At 70.2% G+C, this 17,233-nt stretch carries 19 protein-coding genes and 1 pseudogene; 16 read left to right on the top strand and 4 right to left on the bottom strand.

The annotated features are described in order from the left end of the window. Positions 1-3 precede the first annotated feature (3 nt). The 16 genes and pseudogenes from ACLBYG_RS21835 to ACLBYG_RS21760 all read left to right on the top strand — a co-directional run bounded on the left by ACLBYG_RS21835 (position 4) and on the right by ACLBYG_RS21760 (position 14,853). Positions 4-1,005 carry a hypothetical protein gene (locus tag ACLBYG_RS21835; RefSeq protein ID WP_447682828.1) on the top strand — a complete coding sequence of 334 codons (1,002 nt, stop codon included), beginning with the start codon at positions 4-6 and terminating at the stop codon, positions 1,003-1,005. 195 nt (positions 1,006-1,200) lie between these two features. Beyond that, entirely contained in the window at positions 1,201-1,719 is a 519-nt protein-coding gene (locus tag ACLBYG_RS21830; RefSeq protein ID WP_447682827.1) for a hypothetical protein, read from the top strand. Then, positions 1,703-1,924, top strand: a complete 222-nt coding sequence (locus ACLBYG_RS21825; RefSeq protein WP_447682826.1) for a hypothetical protein — start codon at positions 1,703-1,705, stop codon at positions 1,922-1,924. The genes ACLBYG_RS21830 and ACLBYG_RS21825 overlap by 17 nt, the downstream gene beginning before the upstream one ends. Next, a complete protein-coding gene (locus ACLBYG_RS21820; protein ID WP_447682825.1) occupies positions 1,917-2,342 on the top strand; it encodes a hypothetical protein in 426 nt (141 codons plus the stop codon). The genes ACLBYG_RS21825 and ACLBYG_RS21820 overlap by 8 nt, the downstream gene beginning before the upstream one ends. Next, positions 2,332-2,817: a GIY-YIG nuclease family protein gene (locus ACLBYG_RS21815; protein ID WP_447682824.1), complete on the top strand. Its 486-nt coding sequence runs from the start codon at positions 2,332-2,334 to the stop codon at positions 2,815-2,817. The genes ACLBYG_RS21820 and ACLBYG_RS21815 overlap by 11 nt, the downstream gene beginning before the upstream one ends. Further along, positions 2,814-2,984: pseudogene (locus ACLBYG_RS21810) on the top strand (helix-turn-helix domain-containing protein); the annotation flags it as partial. The gene ACLBYG_RS21815 and the pseudogene ACLBYG_RS21810, both read left to right, overlap by 4 nt. Positions 2,985-3,004: 20 nt before the next feature. Then, positions 3,005-4,204, top strand: coding sequence for a tyrosine-type recombinase/integrase (locus ACLBYG_RS21805; protein WP_447682823.1), 1,200 nt, complete (start codon positions 3,005-3,007; stop codon positions 4,202-4,204). A 207-nt stretch (positions 4,205-4,411) separates the two neighbouring features. Continuing rightward, positions 4,412-5,692: a glycosyltransferase family 4 protein gene (locus ACLBYG_RS21800; RefSeq protein WP_447682822.1), complete on the top strand. Its 1,281-nt coding sequence runs from the start codon at positions 4,412-4,414 to the stop codon at positions 5,690-5,692. Positions 5,693-5,853: 161 nt separating this feature from the next. Then, positions 5,854-6,174, top strand: a complete 321-nt coding sequence (locus ACLBYG_RS21795) for a rhodanese-like domain-containing protein (protein ID WP_447682821.1) — start codon at positions 5,854-5,856, stop codon at positions 6,172-6,174. A 145-nt stretch (positions 6,175-6,319) separates the two neighbouring features. Then, positions 6,320-7,474 carry an efflux RND transporter periplasmic adaptor subunit gene (locus tag ACLBYG_RS21790; RefSeq protein WP_447682820.1) on the top strand — a complete coding sequence of 385 codons (1,155 nt, stop codon included), beginning with the start codon at positions 6,320-6,322 and terminating at the stop codon, positions 7,472-7,474. Positions 7,475-7,581: 107 nt separating this feature from the next. Next, entirely contained in the window at positions 7,582-10,779 is a 3,198-nt protein-coding gene (locus ACLBYG_RS21785) for an efflux RND transporter permease subunit (protein WP_056530065.1), read from the top strand. 109 nt (positions 10,780-10,888) lie between these two features. Beyond that, positions 10,889-11,404 (top strand): hypothetical protein, encoded by a 516-nt coding sequence (locus ACLBYG_RS21780; protein ID WP_447682819.1) that lies wholly within the window; start codon positions 10,889-10,891, stop codon positions 11,402-11,404. Between the two features lie 74 nt (positions 11,405-11,478). Beyond that, positions 11,479-12,258: a lysophospholipid acyltransferase family protein gene (locus ACLBYG_RS21775; protein ID WP_091976381.1), complete on the top strand. Its 780-nt coding sequence runs from the start codon at positions 11,479-11,481 to the stop codon at positions 12,256-12,258. 132 nt (positions 12,259-12,390) lie between these two features. After that, positions 12,391-12,837, top strand: coding sequence for a hypothetical protein (locus ACLBYG_RS21770; protein WP_012319408.1), 447 nt, complete (start codon positions 12,391-12,393; stop codon positions 12,835-12,837). 136 nt (positions 12,838-12,973) lie between these two features. Continuing rightward, a complete protein-coding gene (locus ACLBYG_RS21765) occupies positions 12,974-14,080 on the top strand; it encodes a DUF2125 domain-containing protein (RefSeq protein ID WP_447682818.1) in 1,107 nt (368 codons plus the stop codon). A gap of 113 nt (positions 14,081-14,193) precedes the next feature. After that, complete coding sequence (locus ACLBYG_RS21760) at positions 14,194-14,853, top strand: phosphoribosylanthranilate isomerase (RefSeq protein WP_447682817.1); 660 nt, start codon at positions 14,194-14,196, stop codon at positions 14,851-14,853. Positions 14,854-14,863: 10 nt separating this feature from the next. Here ACLBYG_RS21760 and ACLBYG_RS21755 read toward each other — a convergent pair whose 3' ends face one another. The 4 genes from ACLBYG_RS21755 to ACLBYG_RS21740 form a co-directional block, all read right to left on the bottom strand. Next, entirely contained in the window at positions 14,864-15,232 is a 369-nt protein-coding gene (locus ACLBYG_RS21755; RefSeq protein ID WP_026604778.1) for a LapA family protein, read from the bottom strand. 18 nt (positions 15,233-15,250) lie between these two features. Then, positions 15,251-15,562, bottom strand: a complete 312-nt coding sequence (locus tag ACLBYG_RS21750) for an integration host factor subunit beta (RefSeq protein WP_012319412.1) — start codon at positions 15,560-15,562, stop codon at positions 15,251-15,253. 50 nt (positions 15,563-15,612) lie between these two features. Beyond that, positions 15,613-16,575 (bottom strand): signal peptide peptidase SppA, encoded by a 963-nt coding sequence (sppA, locus tag ACLBYG_RS21745; RefSeq protein WP_447682816.1) that lies wholly within the window; start codon positions 16,573-16,575, stop codon positions 15,613-15,615. A 342-nt stretch (positions 16,576-16,917) separates the two neighbouring features. Next, positions 16,918-17,233, bottom strand: a 316-nt coding sequence (locus ACLBYG_RS21740) for a S1 RNA-binding domain-containing protein (RefSeq protein WP_447682815.1), incomplete at its 5' end; no start/stop codon positions are given.

The raw sequence follows: 17,233 nt of genomic DNA, 5'->3' as shown, positions 1-17,233 counted from the left end.
GCCATGTCTGACCTCACATCCCCCCTCGGCGGCGACGATCTCGCGAAGGCCCTGCGCGACGCCTACGGGCGGGGAGCGCATCACATCGTCCAGGGCGCCAGCGAGGAGCCCGAGACGAACGAGCAGTGGCAGGCAAAGCGTGACGCCTGGATCGCCCAGTACATGGCGCGGCTGCCGGCGGCTGAGCCGATCGCTGCCGCTTTCGAGCCGCGGGTCGGAGATGATGTCGGGCAGAAGGCTTGGGGCGATTTGAGCCCGCAGGAGACCGTAAGGCGCGTGCGCTGCATGGCGGATGACGCCGCGGCCGGCACTGCCATTGAGGCATGGCGCGATGCGTGTGACGCCATACTCAAGCGCCTCGGGGTCGCATCCGCCCCATCCCCTGAAGCAGGAGCGGGTGGGGATCTGGGGGAACTGGTCAAGAGGGCGCGCCTCGCCGCGATCTCAGAGCACACGCTCTACGGCAACGATGCCGGGAGCCTGTACGATGATATGGCCGATGCCATTGTCGACCTGATGTCCAGCCGCTCCGGCAAGCTCGTCGCCTCTACAGTATCAGAGGAAGAGACGAAGGGCGCGGATCCCTACCTCACGGAGGCCACGGAAGCGCTCGTCGCCCGGCTTGAAGCCGAACTCGGCGTGAAGGGCGTCAACTCCGTCTTCCGGCGGGCGCTGGCCATCGCGAAGGAAGCCTCAGCAGACGCTAAGCTGCCCAAGGGTCTCGTCGGCGTCGTCAGCGGTGATGTGATCCGCGAGATCGACGATCAGACGCCCAAGTCCTCACCCGACCAGACCCCAGTCGATCCTCAGATGACGGTGGAGGAGGCGCAGGACTGGTTGGACAGCTTTGATACCCAGCCTGGGTTGGTCGCTGCGGACTACCGGCGCCGGTGCAAAAGCACAACCATGGCGCCCGAAGTCAGAGACACGCTCCTCAAGCAAGCGGCTCGCATCGAGCTCGCCCTCCGCACCCTTCAGGCTGGCGGGGAGGTGCGCAATGGGTGAACCGGCAGAAGGTGTCCGGCCTCCCGGCGAAACGGCGTGGCTCGCATATGGGTCTGTTTTCGGCAGCAAGGTCGCTGACTGGGACGACCTTGACATAGCCGACAAGCTGAGATGGGCCATGCTCGAAAGCTCTATCGTCGAGAATTATTTGGCGCAGAGCAATCCAAAGCCTCGGAAATCATCGGAGGCTCGTCTATGACCCCAGCCCCCGATACCGGCCGGACGGCCGAGGAGATCAGGCTGAAGGAGCAGATCGCCTACACGATGGCGATGCGAACGGCCCTCAGACCGTCATTGGTCGAAGGCCTCGCAGAGTGGCAGCGCGTTGGGTACTCCTCGCCCGAGCAGGATGCGCGAGCCAACGCCTGGAAGTGGTACGGCGCTGCCGACGCCCTCCTCGCCGGCCCGCTCGCTTCGATCCTCGCCGAGATCGCCCAACTCCGCTCCCGTCTCCTCCAGGCTGAGAAGGGCGCCAAGGCTTGGAAGCGTGTCGCCGTCATCGCGGCGATCCCGCTTGAGGCCATGCGGATGGCCGGCTCCTACCGAGCGCTGGCACCGACGACGCAGACCTGCGTGGACGAAGCTGTCGTCACGATCCGGATGGCTATTGCCGGTCACAGCCTGCCGCCGGACGGCGATCTCGATGCTGGCTTGGCGCCTGCCCGCGCCGCCCTCAACCCGAACCAGGAGGCTGGCGATGCCGACGTTCTCTGATCAGGATTGCATCATGGCCATTGCCGAGGGCGAGGTCGTTGGCGTCGGTCCGATAGACGATGCCGCCCGCATGCTCGTCGAAAACCCGCATGTGACCGAGATCGTTCGCATGCCTCTCAAGGCTGCCGGCCGGTTCTTTCTTGAGCCCTGGCCCGGCCGGGAAGCTGCGCTCGCTCTCTTGTCGCAGGAGCCTGGCGATGCGTGACGCCTTCCGCCGCCGCCTGCTCGGCACGACGTTGCCGGTCTCGTTGGATCGGCCGCTGGCCCTGAACACGTGCACGGCCTCCACCAAGCCGGCACCGACGGGCGCTGAGATCATGGACGCCTGCCAGAAGCTGCTGGACGAGGTGGCGCCCGGCGGCACTCGCCCGCGCTGGCTCGGCGGCGGATCCGGCCTTCGGATCGAAGTCGACCCAGCCATGCCCAACGGCTGGTTCGGCCTGCGCCAGCCCGACGAAGCGATGGCCTACGCCGGCCCGCTGCCGATCTCGTCGTTCGGGATCTTCTACCGCGGCGGCGATGTCGTGCGCCTCTCGCCGAGCAATGCCGCCGCTCTCGCCGCCAAGGCCGCCCCTCTCCCAGACACCCGATCAGAGAACACAGGAGGACGAGATGGGCGCTGAGCGCTCGCCGGCATATCCGCTGGGCTCGTGGCCGCTGGAGATGCGCGCCGAAACCGCGGCCGCCTACTGCCAAGAGCCGGACCTCGCGTCCTTTCTGGAAAAGGTCGATCAAGGCATCTATTCGAGACCGGTCGGCGACGACCCGCCCAAGTGGCATCGCGAAAAGCTTGAGGCTGATTGCGTCAAGCAATACCTCGCCGGACGCAGGACGCACGCCACCATCCACGGCATGATCTATGTCGTCGGGTTCGATAAGTACGTGAAGATCGGCTTCACAGAGTCGAGTGACGCAAAAGGCAGGATCGCAGAGGTCCAAGCCGGGCTACCCGCGAAGCTGACCGTCTACATGACGTTCCCAGGCACCATCGCCGACGAGCGCGAACTGCACGAGCGGTTCAAGGCTTGGCGCCTCCGGGGCGAGTGGTTCCGCTACGAAGGCGAAGTCTCGTATTGGCTTAGGGGGCTGGGCGAATGACCGAGTCCGACCTCCTCACTGCCGACGAGGCCGCACGGCTGCTCCGGATCGGCCGGCGCACTTTTGATGGACACGTGCGCCGCGGCGACATCCATTACATCGCCGTAGGCCTGGGCGAACACCGCACCCGAAAGCGCTTTGACCCTGCCGACATCGACCGGTTCCGGGAGAACCAGCGGAGAGCTGAATGTCCGTCTTCAAGCGTCCCGGCGCGGAAACGTACTCCTATGACTTCCAGGTTGGAGGTCGTCGATTTTCGGGCTCAACTGGAGCGACTACGCGCCGAGAAGCGGAGCGGGTCGAGGAGCGCGAGCGGCAATCGGCCCTAGCCGAGGTCAAGAAGGCGAAGAAGGCCGAGCGGGAGCCTATGACGTTTGAGGTGGCCGCCTCGCTTTACTGGACACAGGTCGGCGAGCATCACCGCGGCGGCGGGAACATGAACACCGCGTGGTCGCTCGCCTGGCTCAGGGACCACATCGGAGCGAAGCGGCGCTTGATCGACATCGACGACGCCCTCGTGGCGAAGCTCGTCGCTATCCGTCGCGGCGAGCCGGTCCGGTCCGGCCAGAACCGCAAGCGGAAGGCCAAGCCCAAGATTAAGGTGCCGCCGAAGCTCGTCGCGCCGGCCACCGTCAACCGCAGCGTGACCGAACCGCTTCGCAAAATCCTCAATCGGGCCAAGCGCGTCTGGAAAGAGCCGGTCGCCGAGATCTCTTGGCGTGACCACTTCCTGCGCGAACCCAAGGAGCGGATCCGCGAGTTGAAGGCCGAGGAGGAGGCCCGGCTGTTCGACACGCTGCGCCCCGACTACCATGCCGTGATCCGCTTCGCGCTGCTCACTGGCCTGCGGCTGGGCGAGGTTTGGCAACTGCGCTGGGACGACATCGATTGGGGCGGCCGGCAGGTCACGGTTTTCGGGAAGGGCGCCAAGATCGCGACCATCCCTTTGCCTCCGGATGCAAGGGACCTGCTCTGGTCGTTGCGCGGCGATCACCCCGAGGCGGTCTTCACCTATGTGGTGGCGCGCAATCGCCAGGGTCGCGTGCGCGGCGAGCGCCTACCGATGACGCGGTCCGGACTGCAGACCGCATTCCGCCGAGCGATGCCGGGCGCTCAGATCGACAACTTCCGCTTCCACGACAACCGACACACCGCAGCGACCCGGATCCTGCGGGCGACCGGCAACCTGCGCGCGGTTCAGCGGCTGCTCCGGCACGAGAACATCGCCACGACGACCAAGTACGCGCATGTGACGGATGACGACGTGATGGCCGCGATGCAGCTCGCCGCGGACCGCGCGAAAGCGGCTCAAAACGCGATCGCGACATCAAATCCCACAGAAAATCCCACGGAGGGAGGGACGGACGCTAAAACGTCAAAGGGCTGAGTGGCTTGTGAGGATGGACTATCATCCCCCCAGACTAGTGCGCTAACCGGGCTGCGCTACACTCCGACGCCGCTAGGGCTCGCGGCTCTTAGCCTCCGCGCCGCGCCCGCGCAAGCCCTTCGGCGCGCGCGGGCCGCGCGGATGTGCTGGCTCTCGCGGGTCAGGCCCGCTACGGGGAGGCCTCGCCCCCGCGATTGCCAGAGGATCATGACGGACCGACCGATCGCCTTCGATCTCACGCGCCTCGTCACGCGGCTGCGCCACGCGAGCCCGTCGGGCATCGACCGCGTCGACCTCGCCTACGCGCGCGCCTATCTCGGCCGGGCGGAGACGGGCGTCGGCGTCGTCTCCACGGCGTTCGGACCGCGCATCCTCGACCGCGCGCAGGCGCTGGAGATCGTCGAGGCCGTGGCGGCCGGCTGGGTCGAGGACCGGGACGCCGCGTCGGACCCGGTCTACCGGCGGCTCGCGTCCCGCTGCGGCGATCCCGCCGCCGCGCCGGCGCCCGGCGCCGCACCGCAGGCCGGGTCCGCCGACCGGCGGCGGATCCAGGCGCGCAAGACCGTCGACATCGCGCTGCGCGGCCGGTCGGTCGCGATCCTGCCCCGGGACGCGCTCTACCTGCACACCTCGCACCTGCGCCTCGACGACCCGCGGCGGTTCGACTGGCTCTATACCCGGCGGGACGTGCGGGCGGCGTTCTTCGTCCACGACCTCATCCCGATCACCCACCCGGAATACGGCCGGTCCGGTGAGGCTGACCGGCACCGGGCGCGCCTGCGCACGATCGGGCGGCACGCCTCCGCCATCCTGGTGAACTCGGAGGATACCGGCCGGCGCACCCTCGCGCATCTCGCCGCCGAGGGGTTCGGGCGGCCGCCGGTGGCCGTGGGCCATCTCGGGGTCGAGGCCGCCTTCGGCCACGCCGGGCCCCGCTTCACCCCCGACCGGCCGACCTTCCTGGTCTGCGGCACCATCGAGTCGCGCAAGAACCACCTGCTGCTGTTCCAGATCTGGCGGCTCCTGGCCGAGCGCCACGGGGCGGTGGCGCCCCGGCTCGTCGTGGTCGGGCGCCGGGGCTGGGAGGCGGAGAGCGCCATCGACATGCTGGAGCGCTGCCCCGGCGTGCGCGCCCACGTCATCGAGGCCTCGGGATTGTCGACCCACGGTCTGGCGGCGCTGATGCGCAGCTGCACCGCCCTGCTGATGCCGTCTTTCACCGAGGGCTACGGCATCCCCGTGGTCGAGGCCGCGGCCTCGGGGCTGCCGGTGATCGCCTCTGACATCTCCGTCCACCGCGAGATCGCCGACGGCTTCGCGCTGTTCCGCGATCCCCTGGACGGTCCGGGCTGGATCGAGGCGATCGAGGCGCTCGCGCGGCCCGACGGGTCGCTCCGCGCCGAACTGGCCGGCCGTCTGGCCGGGTACCGGCCGCCGGACTGGCCCGCGCATTTCGCGGCCGTGGCGCCGACCCTCGCGGCGCTCTGACGGAGACCGCCGATCCGCGCCGGGCCAGGCATCCTCGGCTGCCCGCCCGCGGGCGACGGTCGCGGGACGACGACGCACGTTGCGCCGCCGGGGTCTGACGAATAAGGAAAAGCGTCAGTCAGCCAGCCTGGCCGAGAGCGGGCGGAACGGAGATCCTGCCGATGCGGGTGGTCGACCTCGATCGCGAGACGGTCAAGCAGGGGCTCGATGACGGCTCGATGCTGATCATCGACGTCCGTGAGCCGCACGAGTATGAGGCCGGGCACATCCCCGGCGCCGTCTCGCACCCGCTCTCCGGCTTCGACCCACAGGCGGTCGCGGCCCTCGTAGCCGAGGACGGCCGGCGGGCGGTGTTCTCGTGCGCCTCGGGCGTCCGCTCGGTCCACGCGCTCATGGCGGCGCAGAATGCCGGGCTCGACCTCGTCGAACACTACAAGGGCGGTTTCAAGGACTGGTACAGCGCGGGCGAAACGATCGCCTAATCTGCCGTTTCAATCCGGCTCGCGGGACCGTGATGTGCGTTCGCGCACAAGCAACACCGTCGACCGCGGGTTACGGCGCACCCGCGGCGGAACAATCGTCAAGCTCGGCGCGACCGGACGGTCGGCCAACGGACAGCAGGACCCGATGCGCAGCCGGCTTCCCAGCCTACTCACCGTCTTGTCAGGCCTGATCGCGGCTCTCGCGGCAGGCCCCCTCGCGACTCCGGCCCGCGCGCAGGCGCCGGGCGGCCCGCCGCCCAAGGTCACCGTGGCCAAGCCCGTGGTGCGCCAGATCGTCGAGCAGGATCAGTATACCGGCCGCTTCGACGCGATCGATTACGTCGAGGTCCGCGCCCGCGTCACCGGCTACCTCGAGAAGATCAACTTCGTCGACGGCCAGACGGTGAAGAAGGGCGACGTCCTGTTCGTGATCGACAGGCGCCCCTATAAGGCGGCGCTGGAGCAGGCCCAGGCGGCCCTGGCCTCCGCCAAGGCGCGCCAGTCCTTCTCGCAGACGGACCTGGAGCGCGCGCAGACCCTGTCCCGCAGCGGCAATATCTCCGAGCAGGTCACCGACCAGCGCCGGCAGGCCTCGCAGACCGCCCAGGCCGACGTCGACAGCGCCCAGGCCGCTCTCAACAACGCCCAGCTGAACTACGACTTCAGCGAGGTGAAGGCGCCGATCAACGGCCGCATCAGCCGCCGCCTGGTGACCGAGGGCAACATCGTCAGCGCCGACCAGACCATGCTGACGACGATCGTGTCCCTCGACCCGATCTATTTCAGCTACACCGTCGATGAGAAGTCGTTCCTCAAGTACCAGAACAGCCTCGGCATCGGCATGGGCCAGACCCAGCAGGGTAAGGGCGTGCCGATCCTGATCGCTCTGTCGGGGGAAGCGAAGCCCACCCGCAAGGGCACGCTCGACTTCGTCGACAACCGCGTCGACAACGCCACCGGCACGATCCTGCTGCGCGCGACCGTCCCGAACCCCGACATGTTCATCAAGCCCGGCCTGTTCGGCATCGTCTCGATGCCGGCGACCAAGCCGTTCCAGGGCATCCTGCTGCCCGACGAGGCGGTGTCCGCCAACCAGGACAAGCGCATCGTCTACATCGTCGGACCCGAGAACGTGATCCAGCAGAAGGACGTCGTGCTCGGGCCGAAGGTCGACGGCTACCGGGTGATCCAGTCGGGGCTGAAGGGCGACGAGACCGTGGTGGTCAACGGCCTGTCCCGCGTCCGTCCGGGCGCGAAGGTCACCCCCGAGACGATCGAGCTGCCGCCGAGCAAGACCTGAGCCCGCGCGGCTCGACACGAACGCCTTCGTGCGCGCCGCGCGGCGCGCCCCGCACCGACGACGCAGGGCCCCGTCCGGGAGACCGGCGGGCCTCAGAGGTTTGACCGATGCGTTTCGCCCACTTCTTCGTCGACAGACCGATCTTCGCGTCCGTCACGTCGATCGTCTTCCTGATCCTCGGCTTCGTGGCCTACGAGAGCCTGCCGGTCTCGCAGTACCCCGAGATCGTGCCGCCGACCGTGACGGTGCGCGCCTCCTATCCGGGCGCCAACGCCGAGACCGTGGCCGCCACGATCGCGACGCCGATCGAGCAGGAGGTCAACGGCGTCGACAACATGCTCTACATGACGTCGTTGTCGACCAACGACGGCAACATGCTGCTGACCGTGACCTTCAAGGTCGGCACCAACCTCGATATCGCGAACGTGCTGGTGCAGAACCGGCTGTCGGTGGCGCAGCCGCGCCTGCCGCCGGACGTGCGCAACCTCGGCGTCACGGTCCGCAAGGCCTCGCCCGACCTGATGCTGGTCGTGCACCTGCTCTCCCCGAACAAGACCTACGACCAGAACTACCTCGCCAACTACATCTACCTGAACATCCGCGACGAGCTGCTGCGCCTCGACGGCGTCGGCGACATCACGATCTTCGGCGGTAACGAGTACGCCGAGCGTGTCTGGGTCGACCCCAACAAGCTCGCCGCCTACGGCCTCTCGGTGACCGACGTCACGACCGCCCTGCAGGAGCAGAACGTCCAGGTGGCCGCCGGCCAGCTGAACGGTCCGCCGGCCGCCAAGGGCGAGGCGTTCCAGCTCGTCGTGCAGTCGCAGGCGCGGTTCAAGACGCCGGAGCAGTTCGCCGAGGTGATCATCAAGGCGCAGGACGGGCGCCTCGTCCGGGTCAAGGACATCGCCCGCGTCGAGATGGGCCAGAAGGACTACACGACCAACTCGTTCCTTAACGACACGCCCGCGGTGGGCATCGGCGCCTTCCAGCGGCCGGGCACCAACGCGCTCGACGCGGCGGCGTCGGTCAAGAAGGTGATGGAGGAGGTCAAGAAGAACTTCCCGCCGGACGTCGAGTACCGCATCGCCTACAACCCGACGGAGTTCATCGAGGAATCGATCCACGAGGTCTACAAGACCCTGTTCGAGGCGGTCGGCCTCGTGGTCATCGTGGTGCTGGTGTTCCTCCAGAGCTGGCGGACCGCCCTGATCCCGGTCATCGCGATCCCGGTCTCGCTGATCGGCACCTTCGCGGCGATGGCGGCCTTCGGCTTCTCGCTGAACAACCTGACCCTGTTCGGGCTCGTTCTCGCCATCGGCATCGTGGTCGACGACGCCATCGTGGTGGTGGAGAACGTCGAGCGCAACATGGCCGAGGGCCTGTCGCCGGGCGACGCCGCCCACAAGACCATGGACGAGGTCGGCGGCGCGGTCATCGCCATCGCGCTGGTGCTCGCTGCGGTATTCGTGCCGACAGCGTTCATCCCGGGCATCTCGGGCCAGTTCTACAAGCAGTTCGCGCTCACCATCGCGGCCTCGACCCTGATCTCGGCCTTCAACTCGCTGACCCTGTCGCCGGCGCTCTGCAAGCTGCTGCTGGTGCCCCACCACGCCCGCAAGGAGCCGAAGTTCTTCCTGACCCGGTTCGTGAACTGGCTGGCGAACGGCTTCAACCGCGCCTTCGACGCCACGTCGAACGCCTACGGCCGGACGATCCGGGTGCTCACCGGCGGGATCGTGGGCTTGGGCGTGATGCTGCTGGTCTACGCCGCGGTGATCGCTGGCACGCTCCACCTCGCGCAGACGACCCCTACGGGCTTCATCCCGGACCAGGATCAGGGCTACCTGATCGGCGTCGTCCAGCTCCCGTCCGGCTCCTCCCTCGACCGCACCACGGAGGTGTGCCTGCGTGCCGCCAAGCAGGCCCGGACGGTCGACGGCGTGGCCAACGCGGTGATCATCGCGGGCTTCGACGGCGCGACCTTCACCAACACGACCAATGCCGGCGTGATGTTCCTGACCCTCAAGGGGGCGAAGGAGCGCGCGGAAGTGGGTCGGAGCGCGGCCGTCATCACCGGCGACGTGCTGAAGGCGACCTCGGACATCCAGGAGGCGCGGGTCATCGTCATCCCGCCCCCGCCCGTGCGCGGTCTCGGCAACGGCGGCGGCTTCAAGATGCAGATCGAGAGCCGCCAGTCCTCGGATATCGGCCCGCTCATGGCCGCCGCCGGCGAGGTGATCGCCCAGGCGAACCAGAGCGCGGACGTGCAGCGCGTCTTCACGACCTTCGACAACTCGACGCCGCAGCTCTTCCTCGACATCGACCGCACCATCGCGCGGATGCTGAACGTGCCGCTGGCCAACGTGTTCTCGTCGGTCCAGGCGGATCTCGGCGGCACCTACGTCAACGACTTCAACACCCTGGGCCGCATCTACCAGGTGCGCCTGCAGGGCGACGCGGCGTTCCGCACGTCGGTGCAGGACATCTCGCAGATCAAGGTGCGCTCCTCCACCGGCGCCCTGGTGCCGATGGGCACCCTCGCCTCGGTGCGGGACGTGACCGGTCCGCAGATCGTGCAGCGGTTCAACCTGTACTACTCGGTCCCGGTGCAGGGCGTGGCCAAGCCCGGCGTCTCCACCGGACAGGCGCTCACCGCCATGGAGGAGATCGCCAAGAAGGCGCTGCCCGACGGCTACTCGTACGACTGGACCGAGATCGCCTACCAGCAGAAGGCGGCGAGCGGCACGGCCGGCGCGGTCTTCGCCCTCGGCGTGCTTCTGGTCTTCCTCGTGCTCGCCGCGCAGTACGAATCCTGGGCGCTGCCGCTCGCGATCCTGCTGGTGGTGCCGACCGGCGTGCTCGCCGCGCTCGCGGGCGTGCAGTTCCGGGGGCAGGACAACAACATCCTGACCCAGATCGGCCTGATCGTGCTCATCGGCCTCGCGGCGAAGAACGCGATCCTGATCGTCGAGTTCGCACACGACATCGAGCAGCGGGAGCATCGCGGCCCGGTCGAGGCGGCGGTCGAGGCCTGCCGTCTCCGCCTGCGCCCGATCCTGATGACCGCCTTCGCGTTCATCCTCGGCACCCTGCCGCTGGTCGTGGCGACCGGCCCCGGCGCCGAGATGCGCCAGGCGCTCGGCACCGCGGTGTTCTTCGGTATGATCGGCGCGACCTTCTTCGGCCTGTTCCTGACCCCGGTCTTCTACGTGGTGATCCGCCACTTCTCGATCTGGCTGGGCCGATTCCGGAAGAAGCACACGCACGGCGATCCCGGCGGCGCCGCCCCGGCCCACGGCTGACGGCACACGCCCCCCGGGTCGCGGAACGATGGAAGCCGCGCCGGATCCGCGAGGATCGGGCGCGGCTTCCGCGCGACGGGCGGGGGCGCCCGGTGTAGAGGCTCGCGGCATGCACGCCCTCGGTCGCCTGATTCTCGGGGCCTTCGCCCTCCTGCTCGCGGTCCCCGCGGGCCTCGCGGTCCTGGTGCTGGCGCTGCTCGTCGACCCGGCCGCGCAGGCCTGGCTGTCCGGCGGGGCGCTCGCTGGACTCGACATGGCCCTGTCGGACCTCTCGGCCGGGCTGCCGCCGGAGGGTCTCGCCCTGCTCCTCGCCGGCCTCGCCAAGGCGCTGTTCGCGCTGCTGTTCGTGCCCCCGGCCGTGATCGGCCTCGGTGGTGAGATCCTCGGGCGCCGCGGCCTGCTGTGGTACGGCGCCGGCTGCGGGCTGCTCACCGCCGCCCTCCCCTGGCTGACGCGCGGCGCGCTCCGGTCCGGCGGCGCCCGCGACGCCGCCCTCCTCGCGGGCGAGGCGCGCCTGACGCTGATCCTGTTCGCGGTCGGTGCCAGCGCCGGCCTGGTCTACTGGCTGGTCGCCGGGCGCGGCGCGGGGCTCCTCCGGGACGGGCATCGCCCCGAGGGGACCTGACGCCGCCCGGCACGTCGCCCTTGGCCGCGGACACGCGGGCGCGCTACAGGGGAGCCGCCACGACACGGTTCCCGATGCTCGCCCTCCGCTCTCTCGCCTTCAACGTCTGCTTCTACGCCGTCACGACGGTCCTGGCCTTCGCCGGCCTGCCCATGCTGGTCTCCGGCCGGTCGGTGCTGCGGCTTGCCCGCGCCTGGGGGCGGATCACCCTGTGGCTCCTGCGGGTCGTCGCGGGAACGCGGGTCGAGTTCCGCGGGCTGGAGAACATCCCGGCCGGCCCCCTGCTGGTGGCGGCCAAGCACCAGTCGGCCCTGGAGACGCTGGCCCTCTGCACGGTGCTGCCGAACTTCGCCTACATCCTGAAGAAGGAGCTGCTGCTCATCCCGCTCATCGGCTGGTACCTGTCGCGCAGCGGCATGGTGGCGATCGACCGGTCGAAGGGCAGCCGGGCCATGAGCCTGATGAACGCCGCCGCCGGCGCGGCGATCCGGGACGGCCGCCAGCTCATCATCTTCCCCGAGGGCACCCGGCGTCCGGTCGGGGCGCCGCCCGCCTACAAGCAGGGGCTCTCGCACCTCTACACCGCCCTGAACGTGCCCTGCCTGCCCGTGGCGCTGAACACCGGCCTGTTCTGGTCGCGCAACAGCCTCGTGCGCCGGCCGGGCCGGGCGGTGATCGAGTTCCTGCCGCCCATCCCGCCGGGCCTTCCCCGCCAGGAGTTCCAGGCGCTGGCCCAGGAGCGGCTCGAGACGGCCTCGAACGCCCTCGTCGAGGGCGGCCTCCAGGGCCTCGCGGCCGAGGGGCACGCCGTGCCGGCCGACGAGGCGCCGGCCGCTGCAGACGCCCGACGCTGAGCCGTTCGCGAGCGCGGTTTTCCGCGTCGGACCGGCGCCCGGCGGCTTGTGGATAACGGGCATCGTCGCCACATCTCGCTCTAGGAACGTCGCCCTTGACGCCTGTGGATATCGCGCGTTAGGTTAGAACAAATGGCGAACAGAAGAGCCCTGTCCTGGTCGGCCGCGCTCCGCGACCTGAAGGACGATCGCACCCGGAGGCAGGATGTGCGTGAAGAACGCCTCAAGACGACCGCGGGTCTGCGCGGCTCCCCCGCGCTCCCGCTCTCGGCCTGGCGCGGCCGCTCCGGCCGGCGCTACGTGGTCGGTGTCCACCCGGCTGGCGGCTTCGACCTCGACGAGATGGCGCAGGCCGTGGTGATCGCCGTCCGCCGGGACAACGCCGGCATCGCCGAGATGGTCTCGGTGGCGAGTTCCAGCGAGAGCCCGCGCGACCACCTGCGCCGGACCTGGCTCGACCGTGTCCGCCGCCGGGGCGCCACCGAGATGCACGTCCACCGCCTCGCCGAGAACGAGGCCGAGCGGACGGCGATCGTCGAGGATCTGCAGGTCGACACCGTCGAGCCGGCGCAGGTCTGACCGGGAATGCGCCGCGCGCGGACGGATCGCGTCCGCGGCGGTCGACCCGTGGCGGTGCTGCCCCAGTTTCGCCCCTTGCGTGGCCACAAGCCGGGGCCACGATGTCCCCGCGGGGACGGGTCGGGGAGCGGAACGCATGGTGCAGGATCGGACGCGGCCGGAGGGTGCCGCTGAGACAGCTCCGGTACGGGGCGCGCGGCGATCCCGGCGGGGGCTGTTCCTGCCCTACATCCTGCTCGCCCTCGTGGTCGTGGGCTGGTCGGCCGGCTGGCTCTGGATGCGGGAGCGCGCGGCCAGCGAGATCGACGGCTGGATCGCCCGCGAGGCGACCGCCGGACGCACCTGGACCTGCGCGGACCGATCCCTCGGCGGCTACCCGTTCCGCCTGGAGCTGCGCTGCAGCGCCGTGACCCTCGAGCGCGCCGACGGGCGCTTCCGGCTCGGGCCGAGCACGGCGGTGGCGCAGATCTACCAGCCCCGCCTGGTCGTCTTCGAGAGCGCGGGCCCGTTCCACGTCGAGCAGGGCCTGCTGACCGGCGACGCGTCCTGGACCGCGCTCCAGGGCAGCTTCCACGGCGCCGCTGGGGGCTTCAGCCGCGCGTCCCTGGTCGTCGACAAGCCCGACATCACCGTGAAGGGCGCCGAGCCCGGCCCAATCGCGGTCTCGGGGCGGCACCTCGAGCTGCATGCTCGGCCGAGCCCGGGCCGCTTCGACTCCGACGGCGCCGTGGATGTCAGCCTGCGCCTGAACCAGGCGGCGGTTCCGCAGCTCGACGCGGTCACCGGAACGCAGGATCCGGCCGACCTCGCCCTGGACGCGACCCTGACGCAGGCGACCGTGCTGCGCACCGGGACGGTGGCGCGCGAGCTGGAGCGCTGGCGTCAGGCGGGTGGCGCCCTGGACCTGACGGCGCTGTCGCTGGCCAAGGGGGCGCAGCGCGTCCAGGCGAAGGGCACGCTCGCCCTCGACGCCGCCCACCGGCCCGCCGGGCAGATCGACCTGCGGGCGGCCGGCGTCGACGCGCTGGTCGGCAGCATCGTCGGCCAGCGCTTCGGCTCGGACCGGGGCGCCCTGGTGGGCCAGCTGGTCGGCGGGCTCCTGGGGCTGGCCCAGCGCCCCGGCCCCGACGCGCCGGCCGACGGCACGCCGCTGAAGGCGCTTCCGCCGCTGCGGCTCGTCGACGGCAAGCTCGTCTTCAGCGGCTTCCAGATCCCGAACGTCTACGTGCCGGCCCTGTACTAGGCGAGCGGCCCTGCCGGCCGGCACTGCCGGGTGGGCGGTGCGGGCGCGACCGGTATGACCGCTCGGCGCGCCGCGGGCCTGCTCGTCGGCGCGGGATCGGCTATAGGAGGCCGATGGCCTCCTCCCCGTCCCAGACCCGCGTGAAAATCTGCGGGCTCAGCACCGAAGCGACCCTGACCGCCGCTCTGGAGGCCGGGGCGGACTGGATCGGCCTCGTGTACTTCCCCCGCAGTCCCCGGCACGTGACGCTGGCGGAGGCCGCCGCGCTGTCCGCTCTGGCCCGTGGCCGGGCCGAGCGGGTCATCCTGCTCGTCGATCCGGACGACGCGCTTCTCGCCGCGTCCGTCGAGGCGGTGGATCCGGATCTGGTCCAGCTTCACGGCCGGGAGAGCCCGGAGCGCGTCGCGGCGATCCGTGCCCGGACAGGACGGCCGGTGATGAAGGCGCTCGGCATCGCGACGTCGGCGGATCTCGCGGCCCTGCCGGCCTACGCGGCGGTCGCCGACCGGATCCTGCTGGACGCCAAGGCGCCGCCGGACGCCGCCCTGCCGGGCGGCAACGGCCGGCGCTTCGATTGGGAGATCCTGCGCGGCGCCGCGCTCCCGCCCGGGACCATGCTGTCGGGCGGACTGGATGCCGGAAACGTGGCCGACGCCCTCGCCCGCACGGGGATCGGCGCCGTCGACGTCTCGTCGGGGGTCGAGACGGCGCCCGGGGTGAAGGATCCGGCGAAGATCGCGGCCTTCGTGGCGGCCGCGCGCGGCCGGCGCTGAGGGGGCCGCCTCAGCGCGGGGCCGGCAGGGCCGTCCGGCCGGTATTCGGGACCGTGTAGACGCCCGAGGTCTCGGTCTCCGGCGCGTAGGCCCGCAGGCGGGTCGCCTCGCGCTCGTGCCGGACGGCCTCGCGGCGGTGATAGCGCGCCCGCGCGCGGGTCTTGCCCTGGCCGAGCCACGTGAAGATGCCGCCCACCACGATGCCCAGGGCAACCGCGCCGAACAGGATCGCGTAGAGCGGGAGATCGACGCTGAAGACCGGCGCGTCCACGTTGAACGGATCGAAGGAGAGCCGCACCGGCGCGCGATTGGCCACCGCCAGGAGGATCACCAGGGCGGCGATCGGCAGCAGCACGAGGCTCTTCAGGAAACGGATCATCGCGCTCACAGGTCCTTCCTACTCGGCGGCCGAGGCATTCTCGCCGATCCCGGCGGCGTTCAGGCGCTGGCGCATCTCCTTGCCGGTCTTGAACACGGGGATCGCCTTCTCGGACACGGCAACGGCGGCACCCGTGCGCGGGTTGCGTCCCCGGCGCGCCTCCCGGCGCTTGACCGAGAAGGCGCCGAAGCCGCGCAACTCGACCCGGTCGCCGCGGGCCAGCGCGTCGGAAATGGTGTCGAGGATCGCGTTGACCAGGATCTCCACGTCGCGCTGGTAGAGATGCGGGTTCTGCTCGGCGATCTTGAGGACGAGCTCCGACTTGATCATGGCGTGGGATCTTCTCGCGGGATCGGGGCGGGCTGCGCGGCGGCGGTCGTTCAGGGTTCCGGGTGCCAGAGGGCGAGCATCCCGCCCCGGGCGGCCTCGGCCTCGGCGCCGACGGACCGCAGCCGCGCCGCGAGGCCTTCCAGGCCGAGGAGGTCGGCGCCGATCCCGGCGGCCGACCACAGGGAGAACCGGCTCTCCGAGGCGGGCTTCCAGTCCTTGATCGGCAGGTTCGTCTGGACGCCGCGGGCGCTCTCCAGCCACGCCACCGCCTGCCGCTCGCCGCCGAGCTCGTCGACGAGCTTCAGCGGCACGCTCTGGCGCCCGCTGAACACCCGGCCGTCGGAGACGGTACTGAGCTGAGCGGGATCCATGCCGCGGCGCTCCGCGACGAGGCCCTTGAACCACGCGTAGGTGTCGCCGACCACGGAGGCCAGCGCGGCGCGCGCCTCCGGCGAGGTCGGGGTGAAGCCCGAGGGCTCGGCCTTGAGCGGCGACGACTTCACCGACTCGACCTTGACGCCGACCTTGTCCAGCAGGCCCGAGAAGTCGGGGTACTGGAACAGCACGCCGATCGAGCCGACCAGGCTGGTCTCGCGCGCGACGATGTGATCGGCCGCGATCGCGGTGATGTAGGCGCCGGACGCGGCGGTGCCGTCCACGAAGGCCACGATCGGCTTCTTGGCGGCGAGCGCTCGGAGGTTGCGGAAGATCTCCTCCGAGCCCGTAGTCGTGCCGCCCGGCGAGTTGATCGAGACGATCACGCCCTTCACGGCGTCCGAATCGCCGACCCGCTTCATCAGCTTGGCGGTGGCCTCGCTCCCGGCGATGAAGCCCGAGACGGAGATGCGGGCGATCTGGGGCTGCACCGCGAAGGCGCCGTCCGCGCCCGTCCGCACCCGGTACCCGAGGGCCCCGACCGCCACGATGAGGCCGCCGACGCCGAGCACGCGCCAGAGGGACAACCTGCGGCGCAGGCGCCGCCGGTCAATCAGCAGTTCGGCATCGGCTGCCATGCTGTCGCTTCCCCTAAAGCACCCCGACCGGCCCCTCGACGGGGTGCGGGAGCCGTACCCCCGCGCCGGGCAAGTCCTTGGTTTCCTTCGGCTCGCTCCGTCCGAGCCGTGCGAGGCCGGTGTTCTAGAGCATTTTCCGCGGGCGTGGATACGGGGCGCGCGAAGAAAATGACGGGGCGGCCCGTCGCTGTCGCGTCGGGCGGCACGACCGGACCGGCCGCGCGCTCCTGGCAACCTTGGATTGCCGGCGCCCAAAGAAAAACCCGCCCGGGACCGGGGTCCCGCGCGGGTCTCAACCGTCGGCTCCGCCGCCCGGACAGGCCGGGCGGCGGAGCCAGTGTCTCACTCGTCGTCGGAGCGCTTCTTGTTGAAGGCGGCGCCGAGGATGTCGCCGAGGGAGGCACCCGAATCGGCAGAGCCGAACTGGGCCATGGCCTCCTTCTCCTCGGCGACCTCGAGGGCCTTGATCGAGACCTGCACGCGGCGGGCCTTCCGGTCGAACTGGACCACGCGGGCGTCGAACTTCTCGCCGGTGGCGAAGCGCTCGGGGCGCTGGTCGCCGCGGTCGCGGGCGAGTTCGGCCCGGCGGATGAAGGTCTGCATGTCGGTGTCGACGATCTTCACCTCGACGCCGGCATCCTTCACCTCGACCACCTCG

The sequence above is a fragment of the Methylobacterium sp. D53M genome (genome assembly GCF_053345625.1).
The sequence above is the reverse complement of the archived record's forward strand: the minus strand, read 5'-3'. Positions and strand labels throughout refer to the sequence as shown.